This window comes from Paracoccus marinaquae (assembly GCF_018860165.1).
GTDB lineage: Bacteria > Pseudomonadota > Alphaproteobacteria > Rhodobacterales > Rhodobacteraceae > Paracoccus > Paracoccus marinaquae.
In genome coordinates this window covers 77572-101159 of sequence record NZ_JAHKNG010000012.1, presented here as the reverse complement: position 1 = coordinate 101159, position 23588 = coordinate 77572, and the positions used below count along the sequence as shown (strand labels likewise).

The following is a 23588-nucleotide window of genomic DNA, read 5'->3' as shown; positions in this document are numbered from 1 at the left end:
TCCTTCGGGGAGAGGATCGCATCACGAGACCCTGACCGCCAGACCGCCGAAATCCACATCCGCATTGCCCTCATGAACCGCTTCAACGCTCTCGGCCAAGCGGAGATCGAACGCGTCGCCTAAGATCGCGGGGGAAAGGCGCAAGCTCGGCTCAAACCGGCGTTCTGCAACAACGCCGAGCCAATACGGCAACTATGGTGTTCAAAGACGGGAACCATGCTGCATCGCACAATTTCCAGCGCTCCCGACCGCCGCCGCTGGGGTGGGGCGCGGCTTTCCGGTCACAGAATTGTCATCGCCGATCTTGTAGGCTGTGGATAACCCTACCCAAACCCTGCCCGGCTGCCTATAGTGGCTGCGGATCGTAGGGCCGAGGGGACCACTGGATGCGCTGCCCGTTTTGCGGAAATGTCGATACGCAGGTCAAGGATTCACGCCCGGCCGAAGACAATGTCGCCATCCGGCGGCGGCGGTTCTGCCCGGCCTGCAGCGGCCGTTTCACCACCTATGAACGGGTGCAGCTGCGCGATCTGGTGGTGGTGAAATCGAACGGCAAGCGCGAGGATTTCGATCGCGACAAGATGGCCCGCTCGATCCGCATCGCCATGCAGAAGCGCCCGGTCGAGCCGGAACGGATCGAGCAGATGATCTCGGGCATCGTGCGGCGGCTGGAAAGCACCGGCGAGACCGATATTCCCTCGAAGATGATCGGCGAGATCGTGATGGAGGCACTGTCGCGCATCGACAATGTCGCCTATGTGCGTTTCGCAAGTGTTTACAAGAACTTCCAGGACGCCGACGATTTCGACAAATTCGTGTCGGAGCTGCGCCCCGGCGCCGCCGCCGATTGAGCCCTGCCGCCGGAGACGACGCCCGCCACATGGCCCATGCGCTGCGCCTGTCGCGGCGCGGTCTGGGCAATGTCTGGCCCAACCCGGCGGTCGGCTGCGTTCTGGTCCGCGAAGGCCGGGTGGTCGGGCGCGGCTGGACGCAACCCGGCGGCCGCCCCCATGCCGAGCGGGTGGCGCTGGATCAGGCGGGTCCGCTGGCGCGCGGGGCGACGGCCTATGTGACGCTGGAACCCTGCGCCCATCACGGCCGCACGCCGCCCTGCGCCGAGGCGCTGGTCTCGGCCGGCGTGGCGCGCGTGGTCAGCGCCCTGACCGATCCCGATCCGCGGGTGGCCGGGCGCGGCCATGCCATGCTGCGCGCGGCCGGGACCGCGGTGACCGAGCGCATGGGCGAGGCGCAGGCCCGCGCCGTGCAGGCGGGCTTTCTTGCCCGAGTCACCCGCGGGCGGCCCTTCGTGACGCTGAAGCTGGCGTCCAGTTTCGACGGCCGGATCGCCACCGCCTCGGGCGAAAGCCAGTGGATCACGGGCCCGGCGGCGCGGCGCCATGTCCATGCGCTGCGGCTGATCCATGACGCGATCATGGTCGGCGGCGGCACCGCCCGCGCCGACCGCCCGTCGCTGAACGTCCGCGGCTTCGGCCCGGTGCGGCAACCCGCAAGGGTGATCGTGACCACGCAGCCCCTGCCCGATCTGCCCGGGGAGGGCGGCGATTTCGGCCCGCTCTGGCAGGTTTCGGGCGATCTGGATGCGATCATGGCCGATCTGGCGCGGCGCGGCGTCACCCGGCTGTTCTGCGAAGGGGGCGGCGCGCTGGCCGCCGGGCTGCTGCGTGCCGGACTGGTCGATCAGCTTGTGGGCTACACGGCGGGGCTGGTGCTGGGACAGGAGGGGCGGGCCGCGATCGGGCCGCTGGCCCTGACGACGCTTGCCGATGCGCCGCGCTTTCGTCTGGTCGAGACGCGGCGCATGGGGGGCGATCTGTTCCACCGCTGGCTGGCCGGTTAGCGGCGCCAGATCCAGCTGTGACCCGATAGCATTCCCTGCGCCTTGGCCAGCAGGCGCAAGGCGGGCGGCGCGCGCCCCGTCGAGGGATCCGACAGGCGTTCCAGCGCGACCTCGGCCGGGCAGGGCAGGCCGGTACGCGGGTCGCGATAGCGCGGATAGGCGATCAGGCAGGCATGGGCCAATGCCGCCAGCGACGGGCGGGCGGTCCGGCGGCCGGGCACCGGACCCAGATCGCGGGTCAACCCCCAGCCGGCATAGAACGGCGCGCCCAGCGTCGTCACCGGCAGGCCGCGCAGCAGCGCCTCGAAGCCCAGGGTCGAGGTGATCGTCCAGACCTCATCCACCTGCCCGAACAGGGTCACGGCGTCCGCATGCCGCGCGACCTGATCGGCAAGCCGCGCCAGGTCATCTTCGGCGATGAGCCCCGGGCGCAGCCCCGCCTCGACATCCGGGTGCGGCTTGTAGATCAGCCAGGCATCCGGATTGTCGGCCCGGGTCCGCATCAGCAGATCCAGATTGCGCCGCTCGGGCCCCGCGCCCAGGCGGATCGAGGCGTCATCCTCGACCTGTCCGGGCACGAGGATGACCCGCCGCCCGGCGGGCCGCGGCGGCGGATCGCCGGCCCCGCCAAGATTGTATTTGGTCAGCCGCGCGGCCCGGATCGCCTCGATCAGCCGGTCGGCGCGGACCTCGCCGCCCGGCGGTGGCCCGGCCGCGATCAGCCGTTCCAGCCGGCTTTCGCGGCCCGGATCGTAATAGATGCCCAGATCGTCGGCCACCAGTGACAGCGGCGGGGTCAGGGCTGCGCCAAGACCGCGCGAGCGCAGGAAACCATCCTCGACCCGGGTGGCCCGCGGCGTCTCGGCGGCGCGCCCCGCCCAGACCAGCGTCACCGCGTCCGAGGGCTGTGCGGCAAAGCGGACCGGCCGGGCATCGCCGAAGGCGCGGGCGATGAAGGGCCGCTTCCACAGGCGCATCCCATAGGCCAGATGCCCCTTGCGGTCCTGGCGATAGGCCTGCATCTCGGCCTGCAACTGATCGACGGCGCCGTCGAAATCGGTCAGGCGGTCGCGGCAGGGATCGTACCAGACCGGGGCCAGCAGATGGCTGGCGGCGAACAGCGCCTCGCGGCTGGCAGGGCCGCGCCGGCCTGCAGGCATAGGAATTTCGTCGTCGCTGAGCCCCCAGCCGGCATAGAAGGGCTGTCCGAACAGGCGCGGGCGATGCCCGGCCAGCAGGGCTTCATAGCCCAGTTGCGAACTGACCGCATAGACGGCCGCCGCGCCCTCGACCAGCCGCCAGGGAGATATCGGCGCGTCGCAGACAAGTCCGGCTGCGGGCAGATCCTCGGGGTGGAAATGGCCCGGGCGCAGGCCCCGGGCGGTTTCCGGATGGGTGCGGATGACGATCCTCTTGCCCGGATGTTCGGCCCGGGCGCAGGCGAGCATCCGCAGGAACGTCTCGCGCCCGGCCCCCATCAGCGAGGCATCGCCGCAGGTCTGGTCGATGACCAGGATATAGCCGGGATCGGGGGCGGGCTCGTCGGGGTCATGGGCGTTGTATTTCGACAGATCCAGCGCCCGCAGCCGGGTAAGCCCCGCCGTGGCCGGTGCGGACAGCCGGTCGGCCGCGCCCCCAGCCACCAGCCTTTCGATGCGGGACGGGCGGGAGGGATCGAAATGCAGGCCGTCCGGGTCGATCAGCAGCCCGATCGGGCCGCGCCGGGCCAATGGCCCCGGTGCCCGGCCCGGCAGGATCGAGCGCAGGAAGGCGTCTTCGACCGTCACCAGTGATGTGCCGCGCCACGCGGCGATTCGACGTCCGCGCCAGGCGGTCGGGCTGGTGCCCCAGACACCCACGGCATCGTCCCGGCCCGGCAGGCCGGCCGCAAGCTGCCAGCCGGCAAGGCTCAGGATGCGGCGCAGGCGCGGCTTCGACCAGAAGCCGCCATTATAGACGCAAAGCCGCCGGGGAAACTCCCCGGCGGCCGGACTTCCGCGGTCGCGCATGGCGTGGTTCTAGTCGCCGAAGGTGGCTACCGTATCGGCCGAGGTCACGCTGCCGGTGATGGCGGCCAGCGACTTGTTCCAGCTGACATAGGGGGCCTCGGTGACATAGAGCGTGTCGCCATCGCGGATCAGGAAATCGCGGGCGAGGAACAGCCCGTTCGGCCGGGTCAGATCGAGGACATAGACCATGCGCTGGCTGCCATAGACCGGCTTGCCCAGGACCCTGCTGGCGACCGATTCAGGCTCGTCGCGCATCACGAAGACGCCGGTCGGATCGGCCAGTGCCGAACTGAGGCCGCCGACCATGGCGATGGCCTCGGTGGCATTGATGATCTCGTTGCCGAGTGGCACCCGGGTCTGGCCCATCAGCGCGCCAAGCGCGGTAAAGCTGCGCTGATCCTCCTCGACCAGGATGATGTCACCGGGACGCAATGCGATGTCGTTGGACTTGCTGCCATAGAGATCCGTCAGCCAGACCTTGCCCTGCTCGTTTCCGCGCTTGACGGTGATCACGGCGATCTCGGGTTCGATCGAGACGCCGCCGGCACCGGCCAGCATGGCCGAAAGCGTGCGGGTCGGCCGTTCGATCGGATAGACGCCCTGCGACATCACCTTGCCCATCACCGAGACCGTCGCGCCGTTGCCGGCAAGGCGGGTGACGCTGACCTGGGGGTCGGGGGTCTGGGCGCTGAGGCGTTCGGTGATGATCTGGCGCAGCTCGTCGGGGCTGTTGCCGGCGGCCCGGATCCGTCCCGCATAGGGCACGAAGATATAGCCGCCGCTGTCCACCTGGATTTCCTGCAACGAGGTCGAGCTGCTGCCAAGCGAGGTCAACAGCCCGTCATCGACGTTTTCCCAGATCGACAGCCCCAGCACGTCGCCCGGCCGGATTTCGTCGGCGCCGATCTGGCTGGCACCGAGGAAGCTGTTCGAGAAACCGTAGACCGGCGCAAAATTCGCCGTGCGCGTGACGTGGTCATTGACGTAGATGACCTGGGCGTTTCCGCCACGTTCGACCGCCCCGGCGAAGATTTCGGATTTGTTCGGCCCGGTCCGCGACAGGCCGCAGGCCGACAGAACCGTAAGCGCAAGCGCCATTGTCAGCCTCAGGGCTCCGGCTTGAGAATAGAAAACTGTCACCTCTGGCTCCTGCTTATTCTTGGTCCGGCTGCTCGCACGGTTTGGACATAATCTAACTTCTGCAACCCAAGGATGCCACACGTTTTGTGCCTCTTTATGCTTCGCGATCCGATATCTGGTGCCGATGTGCGACATGTCCCTTGGCCAGAGCGCGATAGGGGTCATCGGCTGACAGCATCATGTCGGCCACCAGCCGTAGCGCATGCGAGCGCGAGCGGCGCGAATAGAACCCGCCCGGCACCTGGCTGGTCTGCAGCAGGTAGTCGCGCAGCACGCGATAGGCCTTCGGATCGGGTGGCTGCGGATCGGCGAAGAAGGCCGCAAGTGGCTGGTTCGACACGATTCCGGGCTTGGCATAGATCGCCCGGCCAAGGGTCTTGACCGGAATTCCCCGCCACAGCGCCTGTTGCGCGGCGGTCGAATTGACCGTGACCACCGATCGGGCATGGGCCAGCAGTTCCGCCAGTTTGCCGCCGCGCAGGTAGTGGACGCGGCCCGCGACACCGTGGCGCCGCGCGGCGTCGCGGATCGAGCCCCGGTTTCCCGCGCGCCCGTCCTCCAGCGGATGGGCCTTGAACAGCAGGTGATGGTGGCGCGGCGCCGAGCGGGCGAATTCGGCGATGACCAGGTCGACAAACTGGCTGTTGCGGCGGAAATGCGAGTGGCCGAGGAAGTTCGAATCATGCTCAAGCTGCATCGGCACCAGCGTATAGGGCCAGCCGGACAGCCGGTATCGCCGCCATTGCAGTGCCGATTTGAAGTTATAGGCGGGCGACAGCAGGAAACGGCGCAGGTTCAGCCGGAATTCCTGCGCGACCGAAATCTGGCGATGCCCGCCATAGCGGCGATAGCGGCGATTCGCGGCCAGCACCAGGAAATGATAGAAGGCGCCATAGAACTTGTGGTGGCGCATGTCGCCCCATTGCGCGGGCGGGCGGTGAATTTCGTTGGTGGAATCGCGCAAAGCCGCGCGCATCTGCGACAGCGGAATCTGCAGCAGCGCCGAATGACCGTTCGAGCCGCCGCGCTCGTAGCTGATCCAGTAGGGGCGCAGATAGCCTTCCTCGAAGACGTGGAAATGCAACTCGTCCTCGCTGGCCGCGCTGCGGGCCATGGCGTGGATCGGGCGCACATCGCCGTAAAGGACGATGTCGGTGACGCCCTTCTCGACCAGGATCCGGTCCAGATGCTGGGGCCAGTCCTGCATGCTGCCGGCATGGCGGATGAAATGATCCTTGTCGGACCAGAAGAACTCGTCCCCCGCGTTGAAGCCGCAGCGCCAGACCGTGGCGCCCGCCTGACGCAGCAACTGGCCGAGCCGGTCGAAGAACGGTCCGTGCGGGCCCTGCAGCAGCAGGAAGACCCGATCCTCGGTATTCGGCTGCGGCTCTGCCTCGGGGGCATCATTGGCAAGGGTCTGGTGGAGCATCTTGTCCGGATCGGAAATGGCCAGCTTCGCGTGGGTCGTCCCTTCATGCATCGCATGCAAGGGTTAGCATTTCCATAATAATCCACCATTCCCCTGCGTTCCCGGCGCCCGGCCGGGCGGTGCAGGTGCTTGCGTGGCGCAGGGCGATGGCCTAGGTCAGTTGTAACGGCAAGGGGCACATCATGTTCACGGGGATCATCACCGATATCGGCCTCGTCCGCGCGGTCGAAATGCGCGGCGACATGCGCGCCCGCATCGGCTGCGGCTACGACATGGGCGGCGTCGATCTGGGCGCCTCGATCGCCTGCGACGGGGTCTGCCTGACGGTGGTCGGCAAGGGCGGCGACTGGTTCGATGTCGATATCTCGGCCGAAACCCTGTCCAAGACCAATATCGGTGCGAATGGCTGGGCGGTGGGCAAGCGGCTGAACCTGGAACGCGCCCTGAAGGTCGGGGACGAGCTTGGCGGCCATATCGTCAGCGGCCATGTCGATGGCGTGGCGCGGATCGTGCGGGCGCAGGACGAGGGCGACAGCCTGCGCCTGACCTTCGCGGCGCCGCCGGGGCTGGCCCGGTTCATCGCGCCCAAGGGGTCGGTGGCGCTGAACGGCACCTCGCTGACGGTGAACGAGGTCGAGGGCAACAGCTTTGGCATCAACCTGATCCCGCATACGCGGCAGGTGACCACCTGGGGCGATGTGCAGGAAGGCGACGCCGTCAATCTGGAAATCGACACGCTGGCCCGTTATGTCGCGCGGCTGGCCGAGGCGGGCGCCGCGGGATGAGCGCGGGCATCGGACATAACCGTGGCCCGTCCCTCGCTGGGACGGCCTGGCGCGCGCATTGCTGGCGGCAGGCCCGCGCCGCGCTGCTGCCGGTGCTGCCGGTCGAGGTGGTGCGGCTGCGGGTCCGCCGGGCGCAGGCCCTCGGGCTGGATTACCGGACCTATGCCGGCGTGCGCGCCACCACCGGGCGCGATCTGGTCGCCTTCCTGTTCTCCTCGAATGCGCTTGGCGTATTCCGCGACGGGGCGCCGCTGGCCGCCAATCGCGCGCAGGTCCTGGCCCGGTTGGCCGCTGCCCGCCATCTGGGCGCGGGGCCGGGTCTTGACGCGCAGGCGCTGGCCGGACGGATCGAGGCGACCTCGGCCATGGCCCTGCCGCCTTTCGGGCAGGGCTGGGCCGGCATGCGCGACACCATGAAGACCTGGCTGCGCGATCAGGGCCTGCCCGGCGACGCGGTGCTGATGATCGGCGAGACGGATCACGAACGCGAGGCGATGGCCGCCGGGGGACTGGCGGGATTCATCGACGGGACGCGGTATTTCGAAGGACAACACCATGCAATATGAACAGCCCGGCCCGGTCGAGGCGGATTACTCCGATGTGATCTCCTCGATCGAGGAGATCATCGAGGACGCGCGCAACGGCCGCATGTTCATCCTCGTCGATCACGAGGATCGCGAGAATGAGGGCGATCTGGTCATCCCGGCGCAGATGGCCACGCCCGATGCGATCAACTTCATGGCCACCCATGGCCGCGGGCTGATCTGCCTGTCGCTGACGGGGCAACGGATCGACGCCCTCGGGCTGACGCTGATGAGCCCCAAGAACTCGTCCCGCCACGAGACCGCCTTCACCATGTCGATCGAGGCGCGCGAAGGGGTGACGACCGGCATCAGCGCCCATGACCGCGCCCGCACGGTCAGCGTGGCCATCGACCCGGGCAAGGGCGCGGCCGATATCGCGACGCCGGGCCATGTCTTTCCGCTCCGCGCGCGCGAGGGGGGCGTGCTGGTCCGCGCCGGCCATACCGAGGCGGCGGTGGATATCTCGCGGCTGGCCGGGCTGAACCCCGCGGGCGTGATCTGCGAGATCATGAACGAGGATGGCAGCATGGCGCGGCTGCCCGACCTGATCGCCTTTGCGCAGAAGCACGGGCTGAAGATCGGGACGATCAGCGACCTGATCCGTTACCGCCGCCGCCACGACAACCTGATCGCCGAGCGCAGCCAGCGCCCCGTGCATTCGCTGCATGGCGGCGACTGGATGATGCGCATCTTCGCTGACGAGACGCATGGCGCCGAACATATCGTGCTGACCAAGGGAGATCTGACCGGGCCGGGGCCGGTGCTGGTGCGCATGCACGCGCTGGATCCGTTGCATGACGTGCTGGGCATCGGGCGCGAGGATGCCGGCAGCCTGCCCGCCGCCATGGAAGAGATCGCCCGCGAGGGCAGGGGCGTTGTGGTCCTGATCCGCGATCTGTCGAATGCCGTGCCGCAGCCGGGCGAGGTCGGCCCGCACACGCTGCGCCAATACGGGCTGGGCGCGCAGATCCTGTCGGCACTGGGGCTGTCCGAACTGATGCTGCTGACGAATTCGGCGCCGGTGAAGGTGGTGGGGCTTGACGCCTACGGTCTTTCGATCCATTCCACCCGGCCTATTCCGAAGGATTGAGATCATGGCCTCGCATACCCAGCATCACCAGCTTGACCTGCCGCGTTTCGACGCGCCCGTGCGCCTGCTGGCGGTGATCGCGCCCTATTACAAGGACATCGCCGAGGGGCTGCTGGCCGGCGCCCGCGCCGTGGCCGAGGGGGCCGGGGCCAGCCTCGACGTGGTCGAGGTTCCGGGCGCGCTGGAAATTCCCACCGCTGTCGGCATCGCGGCTCGGAAGGCGAATTACGATGGGTTCGTGGCGCTCGGTTGCGTGATCCGGGGCGAGACGACGCATTACGACACGGTCTGCAACGACAGTTCGCGGGCGCTGACGCTGCTGGGCCTGCAGGGCATCTGCATCGGCAATGGCATCCTGACGGTCGAGAATGCGGGGCAGGCCGAGGTGCGCGCCGACCCGCAGGGCCAGAACAAGGGCGGCGGTGCCGCGGCGGCGGCGCTGCATCTGGTGGCACTGACGCGGAAATGGGCGGGCCGGCGCGGACCGGACAGTCTTGGCGAGAACCATGACCTGATCCGGCTGGCCGGGCAGCTGGAAGGGCAGGACCGGGCATGAGCGGGGGCAAACCGGATCGCCGCGCGCTCAGCGCCGCGGCGCGGCTCTATGCGGTGCAGGCGCTGTTTCAGATGGAGGCGGCGGGCCAGTCGGCCGATCGCGTCCAGCGCGAATTCCAGACCTACCGGATCGGCGCCGAGGACGAGGACGGTCCGGCGCCAGAGGCCGACGAGGCCCTGTTCAGCCGGATCCTCGACGACGCGGTCACCTGGCAGTCGAAGATCGACCAGGCGACGGATCGCGGTCTTGTGGCGAAATGGCCCATCGACCGGATCGACCCGGTGCTGCGGGCGTTGTTCCGTGCCGCCGGCGCCGAACTGGTGACCCCGGCGACGCCGCCGAAAGTGGTCATCACCGAATATGTGCGTCTGGCCCAGGCCTTCTTCCCCGACGGGCGCGAGCCGAAATTCGTCAATGCGGTGCTGGACCATGTGGCGCGCGAGCTGCGCCCGGACGCCTTCGGCGCCGCGACAAGTTGATCGGTGCGCAAGGCACGGGAATCCTGTAGACTGGAACGGTAGTCGCCTTCCGGCGCCGGAGAACCGTCCATGACCAGACTTGTCCGCCTCTATCTCGTCAGCATCCTGATCGGCTTCGCGCTGGCGCTGGCCTTCACCGCGCTGCTTCTGCTGCTGGATGTCGCCGGGCTGCGCAATCTGGTGCTGGGCAGTTCCTCCGGCTGGCTGGGTGCGCTGATGCTGGTCTTCTTCAACACGATCCTGTTCGCGGGCGTGCAGTTCGGCATTGCCGTGATGCGCATGGCCGAACCGGAAGAGCCGCGCGGCGGCAGGCGCGTGCGCCGCCTGCCGATGATCCCGGCGCCGGTCACGGCCCCGGCGCGCGGACGCAGCAGGCCCTGAGGCGCCTCGGCGAGGTGGCGGGAACCGCAGCGACCGCGGCAGCACGAGATTTCCCGAAAGCCTGGAGTACCAGGTGGGCGCCGGATAACGAGACCAGGGTCACGCCAGAGCCAGCCCCCTCGGAGAAATTATAGGCCAGTGGAAAAATGGCCGCTCGCGAGAAGAGCAGAAACCCGCCAGCACCGAGACATAGGGCGCCGCCCGCAGGCTTTCAAGCATCTTGATCCTGCATCGTCGCGCGGCAGGATGCCTTGCGTTAAGTTTCTGGTTTGTTCTATTCTGTCGGCATGGATCAGGCCGCCTCATCCCGCGCCATCATGCCCGGCCAGCGCCTTGCCCGCGGCGTCGCCCGCCTGCTGCACAGCATGGACCATGCGGTCCTGACCGAATTCGTGCCGGTGCGCGGCTTGCGCGTCGATCTGATCAGCCTCGGCCCGAAGGGCGAGATCTGGATCGTCGAATGCAAAAGCTGCCGCGCCGATTTCATCGCCGACCGCAAATGGCAGGGCTATCTGGAATGGTGCGACCGTTATTTCTGGGCCGTGGACGAGGTTTTTCCGCTGGACCTGCTGCCCGACGGGACCGGGCTGATCATGGCCGATCCCTATGGCGCCGAGATCCGGCGCATGGCCCCGGAAACCAGGCTCGCCGGGGCGCGGCGCAGCCGGCTGATGCGCGATGTCGCGCGGGTGGCCTCGCAGCGGCTGCGGATGCTGACCGATCCCGAGGGCGTCAGCGGCGGGGCTTTTTAGGCTTGCCACCGGTGGCGCCGGACTGGCGCGCGGCCTCGGCTGCCGCCATCAGCTCCTCGGCGATCTCGACGGCTTCGTCGGGATCGAAATCCAGCGGCAGGTCGATCCCCTCGGCCTCGACATAGATCCGCACCATGCCCCGGTCGGTCGGCCCGATCTGAAGATTGGCGGCGATATCGCTTTCGCTGTTGATGCTCACGGGTTCATCCTTGTCTTGCTGGCGCTTTCTGTAGCGCGTGGCGGTTTTCGCGGCAAGTCGGGCTTGCAACCGGGGCGTGGCGGCGTTACAGAACGCATCCGTGCCGCCTTAGCTCAGTTGGTTAGAGCGCTGGATTGTGGATCCAGAGGTCCCCCGTTCAAGCCGGGGAGGCGGTACCACTTCCGGTCCGAAAAACACCCCTGTTGCGCCCCGCCCCGAGCCGGGACAATTGCCCCCGGAATGCCGCGGCCAGTGCTGATTTGCCGCAGGAAAACCGCCCGATTTCCATGATCTTGGCTTGAACGGCTGCGAAACTGCAACAATCTTGGAAGGGCGGGCATAACCGCGCGGCCAAGCGGCATATTCGGCGGGATCGCGGAACCATGCCGTCAGCGCCGGGTTGTGCCACAGCCGGCGAACCTACATCGAAAGGACATGAGATGGCAGAGCCCACCGATACCGCCCAGGAGATGAAGCGCGACACCGATGCCGCCCTGCGCAAGACCCGTGACGACCTGAAGGAGGGGGCACGCAAGATCGCCGAGGACGTGCGCGACACCGCAAGCCGGCTGGCCGACAACCCCTCGGTCGAACGCCTGCGCGAGCGTGGCGCGGAATTTGCCGAAAGCGCGCGCGAAAAGGGCGAAGAATATGCCAGCCGCGCGCGGGCCGAGGCCGAACGCCTCTATGCCGACGGGCAGCGTCGCGCCGATGACGTCGCCCATTACGCCGAGGCCCGATATGACGAACTGTCCGATGTGGTGCGCCGCCATCCCGCCCGGGCCCTGGGGGTCGCGGCCGGGATCGGCTTCCTCGTCGGTCTGATCCTCGCCCGCCGCTGAGACCGGCCGGATGTTCGACTATGCCCGCAAGATGCAGCTGGCGCTGGGCGATATCGCCCGGCGCTCGGCGCTGAAGGCCGTGGCCGGGGTGGTTCTGGCGCTTGGTGCGGGGTTTCTGCTGGCGGCGCTGTGGTCATGGCTGGCGAATGGCCTTGGCTGGGGGGCGATGCTGGCCTCGCTGGCCCTGGGGGCGGGATTGGTGGTGATCGGGCTGGTCATCCTCGCCGTCGCCTCGAAGACGCGCCATCCGATGCCCGACACCGACGAGTTGCGCCGCGAGGTCGAGGCGCGGGTCAGCCTGGCCGCGGATGCCGCCGTCGGTCGCGCTAAAACCGAAGCCATGCGCATGGCGTCCCGCGCCGAAACCAGGGTCGAAACCCTGATGGGGGATGCCGCACGCCGGGTCCGCGACACGGCCCGCAAGTCGGGGCTGGGCGACGACACCATCGACGCGGCGCGGCGTGGTGCCGGACAGGCCGCCCGGCGCGTCTCGCGCGCGGCGCGCAGCGATGCCGGGGGGCTGGCCGGGTTGATCGGCGCCTTTGCCCTTGGCGTCGCACTGGCCTCAAGGCTTGCCGGGGGCAGACCGCCCGATCCCGCCCCCGAGGACGAGGAGGACGATCTGTCCTGAAGGCGCCGGCTTTCGCTGAGCGGCTCAGGCGGCGGTCGGACGGCGGCCGAGATCGCTGGCCAGACCGGCCAGATCCTCCCAGGTGAAGGGCGAGGCGAGGCTGAGCCAGCCGCGCTCGGTCACGGCGGCCCGGGGATCCTCGCCCAGACGGACGACGATTTCGGCCCGCATCTGCTGCGCAAGCTGCGTCAAGCCGCTGCTGTCAAGCTGCGCGAGCGACAGTTTTGTCACGATGACGGTCCGTGGCGACCCGGCTTCGGCATCCGTGGTGACAAGCCCCGATGCGCCGTCAAGATCGGTCAGGTGATGGGTATCGCAACCGGGGACGGCGGCTTTCAGCCCCTCGCGCATGTCATGGGCGACGAAACTGTCCTTCTCGATGATAACAAAGCGGAATTTCTGCGACGACATGAAAGGACCCGTAAAATATGCTGCATCAAACACCAGACAGCATTGCACCGCACGGATCATAATACAATCGGGGCGTTCAGTCGCCGCGATCGCGGCGATTTCCTGCCGTCAGCCCGCCATCACGGGCAGGGACGCAGGCGGATCGGCGCCCCGCTGGCCCGGCCCAGTTCCCGGCACCCGCCCGCATCGCAGATCCGCCAGCCCCCACCCGTTGCACCGCTGGCGGCCAGAAGAAGCTCGGGCTGCGGCGGCAGATCGGGCGACCAGGCCCACCAGCCATCCTTCAGGACCGCGCCTTCGCCCGGCTCCATGCCGGCGCCGGAACCCTTGACGGCGGCGCGGCGCAGATGCAGCAGGCCGCCCTCGATCCGCCAGTCCTCGCGCCAGGCGACCCGTTCGACGGAATGGGTCCATTCCAGCCGGAAGCCGTTGCCCGAAAGCGCGATCATCATCGCCCCGGCCAGCAGGCAGCCGCTCACCGGCGGCGCCGCAGCCACAGCAGGGCGACGAAGGCCAGCGCCAGGGCAAAGCCGATCTCGTCGGTCATCGGCAGGGCGGCGATCAGGGTGAAGGCGCCGGTGGCGGCCAGAAGCCGCTCCCAGATCATCAGGCGGTGGTTCAGCCAGCCGATGACGGCCGCGCCCCACAGCCCGATCGCAAGGACGCACTTGACCACGATATAGGCCACGGCGGGCATGTAGCCGATGGATTGCGCCAGCGCGCCGCCATCCTGCAGCATCAGTGCCGGGGTATAGACCGCCATGTAGGGGATGACGAAACCGGCGGCGGCGACCTTCAGCGCCTCGAAGCTGATCTTCAGCCCGTTCTCCTTGGCGATGGGTGCCGCCGCGAAACAGGCCAGCGCCACCGGCGGGGTCAGGTCGGCGAGGATGCCGAAATAGAAGACGAACATGTGGCTGACGATCAGCGGCACGCCCAGTTGCAGCAGCGCGGGCGCGGCGATGGTCGAGGTGATGATGTAGTTCGGGATCGTCGGGATGCCCATGCCCAGCACGATGCAGGTGATCATGGTCAGGATCAGCGACAGCACCAGACTGTCCTCGCCCACCGACACTATATAAAGGCCGAAGGTATTGGCCGCGCCGGTCAGGGTCATGGTGCCGATGATGACGCCGACCAGCGCGCAGGCGACGCCGACGGGCAGGGCGGTCTTGGCGCCCTCGGCCAGACTGTCGATCACCTGCCAGATGGTCTTGCGACCGCCGGCATTGATCACGTTCCAGACCAGCAGCGCGCCGATCCCGGCCCAGAGCGCGTTATTGCCGAAACGCAGGAAACTGGCCGCGACCAGCCCCAGCCCGACCCAGAAGATCAGCCGCAGCACCCCCTCGGGCAGGCCCAGGGCGGCCGATGCGCCAAGGATCAGCATGATCGTCAGCGCCAGCCCGACGGTGCCCGCGAAAAGCGGCGTGTAGCCCGAGAACAGCAGATAGACCAGCACCGCCAGCGGCAGGATCAGATACCAGCCCTTGCGCAGCGCCTTGCGGGCCGAGGGCAGGTCTTCCACTGCCATGCCGCGCAGGTTACGGCGCCCGGCCTCCAAGTGGACCATCCAGAAGGCGCTGGCGAAATACAGGATCGCGGGGATGATGGCGGCGCGCACGACCTCGACATAGGCGACGCCCAGCGTCTCGGCCATGATGAAGGCGACCGCGCCCATCACCGGCGGCATGATCTGCCCGCCCATCGAGGCCGTCGCCTCGACCCCGCCGGCGAAGGCCGGGCGATAGCCGAAGCTTTTCATCAGCGGAATGGTGAACTGTCCGGTGGTCACGACATTGGCCACGCCCGAGCCCGAGATGGTGCCCATCAGCCCGGAACTGACCACCGAAACCTTGGCCGCGCCGCCCATCCTGTGGCCGACCATGCCCAGGCTGACATCGGTGAACAGCCGGATCATCCCGGCCTTTTCAAGGAAGGATCCGAACAGGATGAACAGGAAGATATAGGTCGCGCTGACATAAAGCGGCGTGCCGTAGATGCCTTCGGTGCCAAAGCTCATCTGCTCGATCACCTGGGCGAAGTCATAGCCGCGCGTGACCAGCGGGCCGGGCGCATAGTGCCCGAACAGCGAATAGGCAAGGAACAGCCCCGAGACGATGGGCAGGGCCGGACCCATCACCACCCAGGCGGCGGCGAAGGTGGTGACCAGCGCGATCACCCCGATCACCACATCGGCGCCGTTCAACGAGCCCGAGCGCAGCATCAGCGGCACATATTCCACCCATTGATAACCCGCGACCACCACCCCCAGCCCGGCCATCGCCCAGGAGATTGTCCTGGCCACAGGCCCGCGATGACGCAGGGCGGCCAGCAGCGGAAAGCACAGCAGCATCAGGAAGCCCAGATGGATCGCGCGCTGGATCTGGCTGGACAGGGTCACGATATGGGCGGCGATGGCGATCTGATAGAGCGAGAAGGCGACCGCGATCCAGTAGAGGGCGCGGCCCTCGCGCCCGGCCGGAAAGCTCTCGGCCAGCGGATCGTGCAGGCCAAGATCGGGATCGCCCGCGGGGGCAGGGTGCTGGGCTTCGGTCATGAGATCATCCGGCTGTTGTAAAGCGGGCCGGGGCAGGCCGCCCCGGCCCGCATGGTCCGGACCCTACTCGGCCGCGACGCCCACTTCGTCGTAATATTTCTGCGCGCCCGGATGCACCGGGATCGGCATCCCCTTCAGCGCGTTCTGCACGTCGATGCTGTTGGTCGCGGCATGCGCGGCCTTCAGCACGTCGAGGTTCTCATACATCAGCCTGGTCATCTGATAGGCCAGATCGTCGCTGACATTGCTGCTGGAGACGAGGAAGTTGATGACGGCGACGGTCGCCACATCCTCGGTCTGGCCCTCATAGGTATTGGCCGGGATGGTCTGGGCGATATAGGGCGCGCCCAGCTTGTCCGCCACCTCGGCCGGTACCGCGACGACGCTGATCGGGATCGAGACCGACAGATCCTTCAGCGAGGCCACCCCAAGGCCAGCCGATTGCAGCGTCGCATCAAGCTGGCGGTTCTTCATCAGTTCGACCGATTCCGCGAAGGGCAGGTATTCGACCTTGCCCAGATCCTCATAGCTCATGCCGGCGGCGGCGAGGATCGCGCGGGCGTTCAGTTCGGTCCCCGATTTCGGCGCCCCGACCGACAGCGCCTTGCCCTTCAGATCCTCCAATGTCCTGATGCCCGACTCCTCGCTGGCGACGATCTGGATGAAATTCGGATACATCGCCGTGATCCCGCGCAGGTTTTCCAGCGGGGCGGGGAAGCCGGCATCGGCATCGCCCTCGGCCGCCAGCTTGACGGAATCGCCAAGCGCCAGCCCGATCTCGCCCTTGCCCTGTTGCAGCAGGTTCAGGTTCTCGACGCTGGCCTTGGTCGACTGCACCTGGATCTTCGCGCCGGGAATGCCGTCGGTATAGATCTTCGACAGCGCGCCGCCGACCGGATAATAGACGCCCGAGGTGCCGCCGGTCAGGATATTGATGAATTCCTGCGTCGAGGCAGCCAGCGGCAGGGCCGACAGCGCCGCGCCTGCGGCAAGGCAGGCAAGCTTGCTGCGAATGGTCATGTTTTCCTCCCTGATTTTCTTGTCTTTCGGCAGGTTAGGAGGCTTTCCGGCGCAGGTCAAAGCCCAATCTCCCGCGCCGCTGATCACCTGCACATGACGAAAAGGCGCGGCTCTCCACCGGGGAGGCCGCGCCCGCATTGTGGTCCGTTTCGGTCGGAAGATCAGGCGTTTGCCTCGCGGATCTTCTCTGCCGCTTCCTTGTTGTAGGTCACGGATTTCTGGTCGAACAGCTGGTCCAGTTCGCCCGACAGCGTCATCTCGGTGATGATGTCGCAGCCGCCGACGAATTCGCCCTTCACATAAAGCTGCGGGATGGTCGGCCAGTCCGAGAATTCCTTGATGCCCTGGCGGATGGCGTCATCGGCCAGCACGTTCACGTCGCGATAATCGACGCCCATGTAGTTCAGCACGCCAGCGACGCGGCTGGAAAACCCGCATTGCGGCATTTCCTTGGTGCCCTTCATGAACAGCACCACGTCGCTGGCATCGACGATGCCTTGAATTTCGGTTTTCACATCGCTCATCGCGTCAGTCCTTCTTGGGTCTGAGGCCCGTCACCGGGCCGAAATCCTGGGTCGGGGCCGGGCAAGGCCCGATCAGTCCGGAACCTTGGTCGTCAATGCCAGCGCGTGCAACTCGCCGGCCGGGCCGTCCATCTTGCCCTGCAGGGCGGCATAGACGGCGCGTTGCTGCTGCACGCGGTTCTGGCCGCGGAAGCTCTCGTCGATCACCTCGGCGGCATAGTGGTTTCCGTCGCCGGCCAGATCCGTCACGGTGACCTGCGCGTCGGGAAACGCCGCACGGATGAGGGCCTCGATCTGATGAGCTTCCATCGCCATAGCGTTGTCCTTATTTTCCTTGGTCTCAGATGTAGGGGAACCATGATGGGGCCGCAAGGTCGGACGGTGGGGCGATCTGCCGCGATCGTGCCGATTCCGCCGTGGGATCACTGCCATCGGGGAAGTATGGGGCGCGTGTCGGGATGGCGGAGGAAAGCCGCTGTCGCGGCCCGCCGATCCGCTGCGTCACCGCCTCGGTGCCTGCCCGATCCCCCTCCGCGATCCGGTCGTCGTGGGGGGCGATGCCGCGTGGCCCGATCAGCGATAGGTCTGGTCGGCGGCGGGAAAGCTGCGGTCGCGGACGGCGGCGGCATAGGTGGCGATGGCCTCATCGGCGCGGGGGCCGAGATCGCCGAACTTCTTCACGAAGCGCGGCACCCGGCCCGACAGGCCCAGCATGTCGTCAAGCACCAGGATCTGCCCGTCGCAACGGGCCGAGGCGCCGATGCCGATGGTCGGCACGGCGACGGCCTCGGTGATCCGGTCGGCCAGCGCCTCCATCACGCCTTCGACCACGACGCTGAAGGCGCCGGCTTCGGCCACCGCGCGGGCGTCCTCGATATGCGCGGGCCAGCTGTCCTGATCGCGGCCCTGGGTCTTGAAGCCGCCCATGGTCAGGGTCGCTTGCGGGGTCAGCCCGACATGACCCATCACCGGGATGCCGCGGCTGGTCAGAAAGCGGATGGTCTCGGCCATGCGCGCGCCACCCTCCAGCTTGACGGCGCCGCAGCCGGTCTCGGTCATCACCCTGGCGGCGTTGCGGAAGGCCTGCTCGGGGCTTTCCTCATAGCTGCCGAAGGGCATGTCGATCACCACCATGGCCTGCCGGCTGCCGCGCATGACGGCCTGTCCGTGCAGGATCATCATTTCCAGCGTGACGCCGATGGTCGAGGTGAGGCCGTGGACCACCATGCCGAGGCTGTCGCCGACCAGGATCACCTCGGCATGGGCATCGACCAGCGCGGCCATCGGCGCGGTATAGGCGGTCAGGGCGACGATCGGGACATCGCCCTTGCGCGCGGCAATCTGCGGGACGGTGATACGCTTGACCGGGGCCTGGGCGGACATGGGCTGCTCCTTCAGGGATGGGCGACGCGCTGGTCGATCAGCAGCACGTCGCCAAAGCGGACGGCCAGCAGGATCACCACCGGCCGGGTGATGGCCGAGATGCGCGACAGGTTGGCGGCATCGCGGATGTCGACGGATTGCACCTGAGCCAGTGGCTCGGCGCCAAGGATGCGGCGGATCTCGGCCCGGGTGGCGGCAAGGCCGGCGCCGGCGGCGACCATCGCCTCGGCCCGGTCCAGCGACTGGCTCAGCACCGGCGCGGCGGCGCGATGTTCGGGCGTCAGCCGCTGGTTGCGCGAGGACATGGCCAGCCCGTCGGCCTCGCGCACGGTCGGCACGCCGACGATCCGGACCGGCATGTCCAGATCCGAAACCATCTGCCGGACCAGGGTCAGCTGCTGGTAATCCTTCTCGCCAAAGGCCGCCGCATCGGGCTGGACGATGTTGAACAGCTTGGTCACCACCGTCGCCACGCCGCGGAAATGGCCGGGCCGCAGCCGGCCCATCAGCACCCGCGACAGGCCGGTGACCTCGACGATGGTCTGCGCGCCGGGGCGATAGATATCCTCGACCGTGGGCAGGAAGACCGCATCGCAACCGGCGGCCTGCAGGCGCTTGAGATCGCCCGCCTCGTCGCGGGGATACTTGTCCAGATCCTCGTTCGGGCCGAACTGCGTCGGGTTGACGAAGATCGAGGTGACCAGCCTGCCGCCGCCATGCGCATCCAACCAGTCGCGGGCGCGGGCCACCAGCGTCATATGGCCGTCATGCAGCGCCCCCATGGTGGGCACCAGGGCGATGCGTTCCCCCCCGCTGCGCCACTCGGTCACGCGCTCGCGCATCGCCTGCCTGTCGCGGCAAATCTGCATCCTCGGACCCCTCCGCCCCCGTGGTTGGGGCGCAACCTACCGTCAGAGAACAGATTCGCACAAGTGCTGCGTCGCAGCATGTCGTTTTTCGCCGCCAAAGGTCGGGGCGATGGGACCGGAGGGTGATGGCTCTGGCAGTAACATGGAAGGACAGCAGGCCAGAGGAGACGCCGCGAATGAAGACGCAAGTGAAGGTTCTGGTCGTCGGAGGCGGCGCGGTCGGCTGCGGCATCGCCTATCATCTGGCCAAGGCCGGCTGGGAGACGCTGCTGGTCGAGCGTGACGAGTTGACCGCCGGTTCGACCTGGCATGCGGCGGGGCTGCTGCCGCTGTTCAACATGGGCTATGCGACCAGCCATATCCACGACTATTCGGTCAGGCTCTATGCATGGCTTGAGGCCGAGACCGGGCTGAACGCCGGTTTCACCCGCTGCGGCAACCTGCGCATGGCCCAGACCGACGCGCGGATGGACGAATACATGCTGTATTCCGCCACCGCCGAGACCATCGGGATCGAGCATGAATTCCTGACGCCCGCCCAGATCCGGGAGCGCTGGCCACTGGTCCGCACCGAAGATCTGAAAGGCGCGCTGTTCCACCCGACCGACGGCTATATCAATCCCGCCGACGTGACCCAGGCCTTGGCCAAGGGGGCGCGCATGGCCGGCTGTTCCATCGAGCGCAAGGTGCAGGTCAATGCCTATCGCTGGACCGGCAGCGAATGGGTCGTGACTTGCGAGAAGATGGTCGAGAAGGGCGGCAATCTGGTCCCCTCGGGCGAGGTGTTCGACATCCATGCCGAACATGTGGTGACCGCCACCGGCAACCACGCGCAGCGCACCGCGCGGCTTCTGGGCATCAGGATCCCGGCGATCCCGGTCGAGCATCAGTATATCGTCACCGAACCCGACCCGGCGCTGGCGAAATGGCGCGCCGAGGGCAATCCCGAGCATCCGGTGCTGCGCGATGCCGACGCGAAATGGTATGTGCGCGAGGAACGCGGCGGCTGGATCCTCGGCCCCTATGAACGGAACGCGCCGGCGCGTTTCCTCTATGACGTGCCGGGCAGTTTCCGCGCCGATCTGTTCCCGCTGGATCTGGAGCGGATCGAAGAGGAATACATGTCCATGATCCACCGGCTTCCGTCCTCGGAAGAGGTCGGGCTGAAGGACGACTTCAACGGCCCGATCTGCTATACCCCCGACGGCAACCCGCTGGTCGGCCCGGCGCCCGGGCTGCGCAACATGTGGCTGGCCGAGGGCTTCAGCTTCGGCATCACCGCCGCCGGCGGCACCGGCCATTACCTTGCGCAGATGATGGTCGAGGGCGAGGCCGAGATCGACATGGCGGCGCTGGACCCGCGCCGTTACGGCAGTTGGATGACCACCGAATATGCGGCGCGCAAGAACGAGGAATGCTATGAGCATGTCTTTGTCCTGCACCACCCGGATGAAGAGCGCGAGGCCTGCCGGCCGTTGCGCACCTCGCCCGCCTATGACCGGCAGAAGGCACGGGGCGCGCAGTTCGGGCAGGTCAATGGCTGGGAGCGGCCGAACTATTTCGGCCCCGTGGCGGCGCCGGCAGGTTTCGACCACGAGGCCCGCAGCTTTCGCCGCGGCGGCTGGTGGCAATATGCGAAGGCCGAGGCCGAGGCCATCCGCAACGCCGCCGGGCTGATCGACGCGACGGCCTTCGCCAAGCATATGGTCAGCGGGCCGGGCGCGACAGCCTTTCTCGACTGGTTCACCACCAACCGGCTGCCAAAGGTCGGTCGCATCAATCTGACCTATGCGCTGACCGAGGCGGGCACGACGCGGACCGAATACACCATCGTGCGGCTGGCCGAGAATGAATATTACCTTGTCTCGGCGGGCGCCTGGGCGGCCTATGACGGCGATCATCTGCGGCAGTCGGCCGAGGATTTCATGGCCTCGGGCGGCGCCTTCGTCTCGATCCACGAAGTGACCACGCAATGGGGCGTCTTCGCCATCGCCGGCCCCGCCTCGCGCGACATCCTGGGCCGGTTGATCGGCGATGCCCTGCCCGAGACGGCGCTGTCGAACAAGCGCTTCCCCTGGCTTTCGGCCCGGCGGATCGAGCTGAGCATGGTGCCGGTGAATGCCATCCGCGTGGCCTATACCGGCGAGTTGGGATGGGAGTTGCATCACCCGATCGAGATGCAGAACCACCTGTTCGACCGGCTGATGGAGGCGGGCGAGCCTTCGGGGCTGAAGCTGGTCGGCGCGCGGGCGCAGAACTGGTTGCGGCAGGAAAAAAGCTATCGCGCCTTCGGCACCGAACTGGGCCGTGACGCCACCCCGCTGGAGGCCGGGCTGGACCGTTTTGTCGATCTGGACAAGGAGTTCCGCGGCAAGGCGGCGATGCAGGCCAAGGGCATCCGCAGCCAATGCGTCACGCTGCTGATCGACGGGCCGGCCGATGCCGATCCCTGGGGGCGCGAGGCGCTGTTCCTGAATGGCGAAAAAGTCGGACGTTTGACCTCGGGCGGCTATTCGGTGGGTTTCGGCAAGTCGATCGGCATGGGCTATGTCCGCCCCGATCTGGCCGCGCCGGGAACAAGGCTGAAGCTGCGCATGTTCCGCGAATTGTGGGATGCCGAGGTGGCCGAGGACAGCCCCTATGATCCGCAGAACGCCCGTATCCGCGTGGACGGCTGAGCGGCGGTCACGAAGGGCCGGACGCTTCGCATGACGGCGGTCTGCCCGTCATGCGGGGCGCGCGCGCGAGATGCCCGCCGGCCGGCTCAGCCGGCCTGCGGTCAGCGAGGGAAATGCAAAAGGCCGGACCCGAGGGACCGGCCTTTTTGTATGTTGGAGCGGGCGATGAGATTCGAACTCACGACCCTAACCTTGGCAAGGTTATGCTCTACCCCTGAGCTACGCCCGCATCCTGTTCCCGATGGCGCTCTGCCTTCGGTGAGCGGTGATTTATGGGACTGCGCGGATGGGCGCAAGGGGAAAAGCCGCGCCAGCCGGATTTTTTCCTGATTGACTTGGCAGGTAGATCCGGGATCGTGGCCGCACTTGCGGAGGCGCGATGAGAGCGAACGACCAACTATCCGATTTCGTCCGTGACGGGCTGGCGGCGGGCGCCGACCGGCCGGCCTTGCGCGCGGCGCTGGCTGCCGCGGGCTGGACCGCGCCCGAGATCGACGAGGCGCTGGCCGGTTGGGCCGACACGCCCGGCCTGCCGCCGGTGCCGCGCCCCTCGGCCTATGTCTCGGCGCGCGAGGCGCTGCTTTACGGGCTGCTGTTCATCTCTCTGGGGATGGTTTCGTGGCATGTCGTGGTGCTGGGTTTCGGCATCATCGACAGCCTGATCCCCGATCCCTATGACCCCGGCTATGGCGGATTCGGCATGCGCTGGTCGACCTCGGCGCTGATCGCCTTCCTGCCGCTGTTCCTGTTTCTGAACCGGCGCCTGAACCGCGAGGGTGATGAGTCCGCGCGTCAGCGGTCCCTGGCGCGGCGCTGGGTGGCCTCGGTGACCATGCTGGTCGCGATACTGGTGCTGCTGGGTGATCTGGTGGCGGTGGTCTATGCCTTCCTCAGCGGCGACCTGACGCTGCGCTTTGCCGCCAAGGCCCTGCTGGTCGCGCTGATGGGCGGGCTGGTCTTCGCCTATTACAGGGACGAGATGGATGGCTAGGCGGGCGAAGGGCGGGGCGACGGTCTCGATCGCGGCGATGGGGATCGGCGCGATCCTGGGCGGGGTGCTGATCGGCGGCGGCCCGGGGCAGGGCAGGGCCGAGCGGCGCGACGAGATGCGCCGGTCCGATCTCTGGGCGCTGGAGGCGCAACTGGATTGTCTGGCGCGTAAACGCGGGTCGCTGGATGCGCGGATCGAGACCACCGCCGCCTGCCCGGATCAGCCGCAACTGACCGACCGCGAAACCGGCGAGCCCTACCGGATCGAGCAGATCGACGACGAAAACCTGCGGCTCTGCGCCAGCTTCGAGATCGCGCGGGGCGAGGGTGAAATCATCCGCGCGGGCGAGAATTTCGACGCCGAGGGATGCCGGGTGATGAACCTGCCCGGATCCAGCTATCGCCCCGAGGGCTGACG

Annotated in this window: 26 protein-coding genes, 2 tRNA genes, 1 other RNA gene and 1 pseudogene; 16 read left to right on the top strand and 14 right to left on the bottom strand. The window is 67.5% G+C overall.

Annotated elements, in window-relative coordinates:
• From KNW02_RS09235 to ribD, 3 genes and pseudogenes are all read left to right on the top strand, one after another.
• Positions 1 to 123 (top strand): annotated as a pseudogene (locus KNW02_RS09235) (IS5/IS1182 family transposase); the annotation flags it as partial.
• Between the two features lie 263 nt (positions 124 to 386).
• Positions 387 to 851 (top strand): transcriptional regulator NrdR, encoded by a 465-nt coding sequence (gene nrdR, locus KNW02_RS09230; protein ID WP_216032975.1) that lies wholly within the window; start codon positions 387 to 389, stop codon positions 849 to 851.
• A gap of 29 nt (positions 852 to 880) precedes the next feature.
• Positions 881 to 1858, top strand: coding sequence for a bifunctional diaminohydroxyphosphoribosylaminopyrimidine deaminase/5-amino-6-(5-phosphoribosylamino)uracil reductase RibD (gene ribD / locus KNW02_RS09225; RefSeq protein ID WP_216032974.1), 978 nt, complete (start codon positions 881 to 883; stop codon positions 1856 to 1858).
• Here ribD and KNW02_RS09220 read toward each other — a convergent pair.
• The 3 genes from KNW02_RS09220 to KNW02_RS09210 all read right to left on the bottom strand — a co-directional run bounded on the left by KNW02_RS09220 (position 1855) and on the right by KNW02_RS09210 (position 6436).
• On the bottom strand, positions 1855 to 3867 hold the full coding sequence (locus tag KNW02_RS09220) for a capsule polysaccharide biogenesis protein (RefSeq protein ID WP_216032973.1): 2013 nt from the start codon (positions 3865 to 3867) through the stop codon (positions 1855 to 1857). The two genes, ribD and KNW02_RS09220, sit on opposite strands and share 4 nt — an antisense overlap.
• A gap of 9 nt (positions 3868 to 3876) precedes the next feature.
• Positions 3877 to 4965: a polysaccharide biosynthesis/export family protein gene (locus KNW02_RS09215; RefSeq protein WP_216032972.1), complete on the bottom strand. Its 1089-nt coding sequence runs from the start codon at positions 4963 to 4965 to the stop codon at positions 3877 to 3879.
• 136 nt (positions 4966 to 5101) lie between these two features.
• Positions 5102 to 6436 carry a capsule polysaccharide biogenesis protein gene (locus KNW02_RS09210; RefSeq protein ID WP_216032971.1) on the bottom strand — a complete coding sequence of 445 codons (1335 nt, stop codon included), beginning with the start codon at positions 6434 to 6436 and terminating at the stop codon, positions 5102 to 5104.
• Between the two features lie 182 nt (positions 6437 to 6618).
• Between KNW02_RS09210 and KNW02_RS09205 the strand changes: the two genes are divergently transcribed.
• From KNW02_RS09205 to KNW02_RS09180, 6 genes are all read left to right on the top strand, one after another.
• Positions 6619 to 7221, top strand: a complete 603-nt coding sequence (locus KNW02_RS09205) for a riboflavin synthase (protein ID WP_216032970.1) — start codon at positions 6619 to 6621, stop codon at positions 7219 to 7221.
• On the top strand, positions 7218 to 7787 hold the full coding sequence (locus tag KNW02_RS09200; protein WP_216032969.1) for a hypothetical protein: 570 nt from the start codon (positions 7218 to 7220) through the stop codon (positions 7785 to 7787). Before KNW02_RS09205 ends, KNW02_RS09200 begins: the two co-directional genes overlap by 4 nt.
• Positions 7777 to 8895 carry a 3,4-dihydroxy-2-butanone-4-phosphate synthase gene (gene ribB / locus KNW02_RS09195; protein ID WP_216032968.1) on the top strand — a complete coding sequence of 373 codons (1119 nt, stop codon included), beginning with the start codon at positions 7777 to 7779 and terminating at the stop codon, positions 8893 to 8895. The genes KNW02_RS09200 and ribB overlap by 11 nt, the downstream gene beginning before the upstream one ends.
• Before the next feature lie 4 nt (positions 8896 to 8899).
• A complete protein-coding gene (locus tag KNW02_RS09190; RefSeq protein WP_216032967.1) occupies positions 8900 to 9451 on the top strand; it encodes a 6,7-dimethyl-8-ribityllumazine synthase in 552 nt (183 codons plus the stop codon).
• Positions 9448 to 9930, top strand: coding sequence for a transcription antitermination factor NusB (gene nusB / locus KNW02_RS09185; RefSeq protein ID WP_216032966.1), 483 nt, complete (start codon positions 9448 to 9450; stop codon positions 9928 to 9930). The genes KNW02_RS09190 and nusB overlap by 4 nt, the downstream gene beginning before the upstream one ends.
• A 69-nt stretch (positions 9931 to 9999) precedes the next feature.
• A complete protein-coding gene (locus KNW02_RS09180) occupies positions 10000 to 10311 on the top strand; it encodes a hypothetical protein (RefSeq protein ID WP_216032965.1) in 312 nt (103 codons plus the stop codon).
• 17 nt (positions 10312 to 10328) lie between these two features.
• On the opposite strand, the gene ssrS is transcribed toward KNW02_RS09180, so the two are convergent.
• Positions 10329 to 10486: non-coding RNA, 6S RNA (ssrS, locus tag KNW02_RS21290), on the bottom strand.
• A 142-nt stretch (positions 10487 to 10628) separates the two neighbouring features.
• Between ssrS and KNW02_RS09175 the strand changes: the two genes are divergently transcribed.
• On the top strand, positions 10629 to 11063 hold the full coding sequence (locus KNW02_RS09175) for an MmcB family DNA repair protein (protein WP_431356751.1): 435 nt from the start codon (positions 10629 to 10631) through the stop codon (positions 11061 to 11063).
• Here the strand turns inward: KNW02_RS09175 and KNW02_RS09170 are convergent.
• A complete protein-coding gene (locus KNW02_RS09170) occupies positions 11044 to 11262 on the bottom strand; it encodes a DUF6324 family protein (RefSeq protein WP_216032964.1) in 219 nt (72 codons plus the stop codon). The genes KNW02_RS09175 and KNW02_RS09170 overlap by 20 nt on opposite strands.
• A gap of 102 nt (positions 11263 to 11364) precedes the next feature.
• Between KNW02_RS09170 and KNW02_RS09165 the strand changes: the two genes are divergently transcribed.
• The 3 genes from KNW02_RS09165 to KNW02_RS09155 all read left to right on the top strand — a co-directional run bounded on the left by KNW02_RS09165 (position 11365) and on the right by KNW02_RS09155 (position 12735).
• Positions 11365 to 11441, top strand: a tRNA-His gene (locus tag KNW02_RS09165).
• A gap of 261 nt (positions 11442 to 11702) precedes the next feature.
• Positions 11703 to 12104: an ElaB/YgaM/YqjD family protein gene (locus tag KNW02_RS09160; protein ID WP_216032963.1), complete on the top strand. Its 402-nt coding sequence runs from the start codon at positions 11703 to 11705 to the stop codon at positions 12102 to 12104.
• Positions 12105 to 12114: 10 nt separating this feature from the next.
• Positions 12115 to 12735, top strand: a complete 621-nt coding sequence (locus tag KNW02_RS09155) for a GumC domain-containing protein (RefSeq protein ID WP_216032962.1) — start codon at positions 12115 to 12117, stop codon at positions 12733 to 12735.
• Between the two features lie 24 nt (positions 12736 to 12759).
• On the opposite strand, the gene KNW02_RS09150 is transcribed toward KNW02_RS09155, so the two are convergent.
• The 8 genes from KNW02_RS09150 to panC all read right to left on the bottom strand — a co-directional run bounded on the left by KNW02_RS09150 (position 12760) and on the right by panC (position 19502).
• Positions 12760 to 13146 (bottom strand): hypothetical protein, encoded by a 387-nt coding sequence (locus KNW02_RS09150; RefSeq protein ID WP_216032961.1) that lies wholly within the window; start codon positions 13144 to 13146, stop codon positions 12760 to 12762.
• 119 nt (positions 13147 to 13265) lie between these two features.
• Entirely contained in the window at positions 13266 to 13625 is a 360-nt protein-coding gene (locus tag KNW02_RS09145) for a DUF1850 domain-containing protein (RefSeq protein ID WP_216032960.1), read from the bottom strand.
• Positions 13622 to 15706: a TRAP transporter permease gene (locus KNW02_RS09140; RefSeq protein WP_216032959.1), complete on the bottom strand. Its 2085-nt coding sequence runs from the start codon at positions 15704 to 15706 to the stop codon at positions 13622 to 13624. The genes KNW02_RS09145 and KNW02_RS09140 overlap by 4 nt, the downstream gene beginning before the upstream one ends.
• 63 nt (positions 15707 to 15769) lie before the next feature.
• Positions 15770 to 16726, bottom strand: coding sequence for a TAXI family TRAP transporter solute-binding subunit (locus KNW02_RS09135; RefSeq protein WP_216032958.1), 957 nt, complete (start codon positions 16724 to 16726; stop codon positions 15770 to 15772).
• Between the two features lie 161 nt (positions 16727 to 16887).
• Complete coding sequence (gene grxD / locus KNW02_RS09130) at positions 16888 to 17250, bottom strand: Grx4 family monothiol glutaredoxin (protein WP_216032957.1); 363 nt, start codon at positions 17248 to 17250, stop codon at positions 16888 to 16890.
• Positions 17251 to 17322: 72 nt separating this feature from the next.
• Positions 17323 to 17565: a BolA/IbaG family iron-sulfur metabolism protein gene (locus KNW02_RS09125; RefSeq protein WP_216032956.1), complete on the bottom strand. Its 243-nt coding sequence runs from the start codon at positions 17563 to 17565 to the stop codon at positions 17323 to 17325.
• A 258-nt stretch (positions 17566 to 17823) separates the two neighbouring features.
• Positions 17824 to 18633: a 3-methyl-2-oxobutanoate hydroxymethyltransferase gene (gene panB / locus KNW02_RS09120; RefSeq protein WP_216032955.1), complete on the bottom strand. Its 810-nt coding sequence runs from the start codon at positions 18631 to 18633 to the stop codon at positions 17824 to 17826.
• Between the two features lie 11 nt (positions 18634 to 18644).
• Entirely contained in the window at positions 18645 to 19502 is an 858-nt protein-coding gene (gene panC, locus KNW02_RS09115; protein ID WP_216032954.1) for a pantoate--beta-alanine ligase, read from the bottom strand.
• Between the two features lie 176 nt (positions 19503 to 19678).
• Between panC and KNW02_RS09110 the strand changes: the two genes are divergently transcribed.
• Positions 19679 to 22180: a GcvT family protein gene (locus KNW02_RS09110; RefSeq protein ID WP_216032953.1), complete on the top strand. Its 2502-nt coding sequence runs from the start codon at positions 19679 to 19681 to the stop codon at positions 22178 to 22180.
• Positions 22181 to 22334: 154 nt separating this feature from the next.
• Here KNW02_RS09110 and KNW02_RS09105 read toward each other — a convergent pair.
• Positions 22335 to 22409, bottom strand: a tRNA-Gly gene (locus tag KNW02_RS09105).
• Positions 22410 to 22559: 150 nt separating this feature from the next.
• Here KNW02_RS09105 and KNW02_RS09100 point away from each other — a divergent pair.
• Complete coding sequence (locus tag KNW02_RS09100; RefSeq protein WP_216032952.1) at positions 22560 to 23171, top strand: DUF5671 domain-containing protein; 612 nt, start codon at positions 22560 to 22562, stop codon at positions 23169 to 23171.
• The gene (locus KNW02_RS09095) at positions 23164 to 23586 is read left to right on the top strand and encodes a hypothetical protein (protein ID WP_216032951.1); all 423 of its coding nucleotides are present in this window, start codon (positions 23164 to 23166) and stop codon (positions 23584 to 23586) included. The genes KNW02_RS09100 and KNW02_RS09095 overlap by 8 nt, the downstream gene beginning before the upstream one ends.
• The last annotated feature ends 2 nt before the right edge of the window (positions 23587 to 23588 follow it).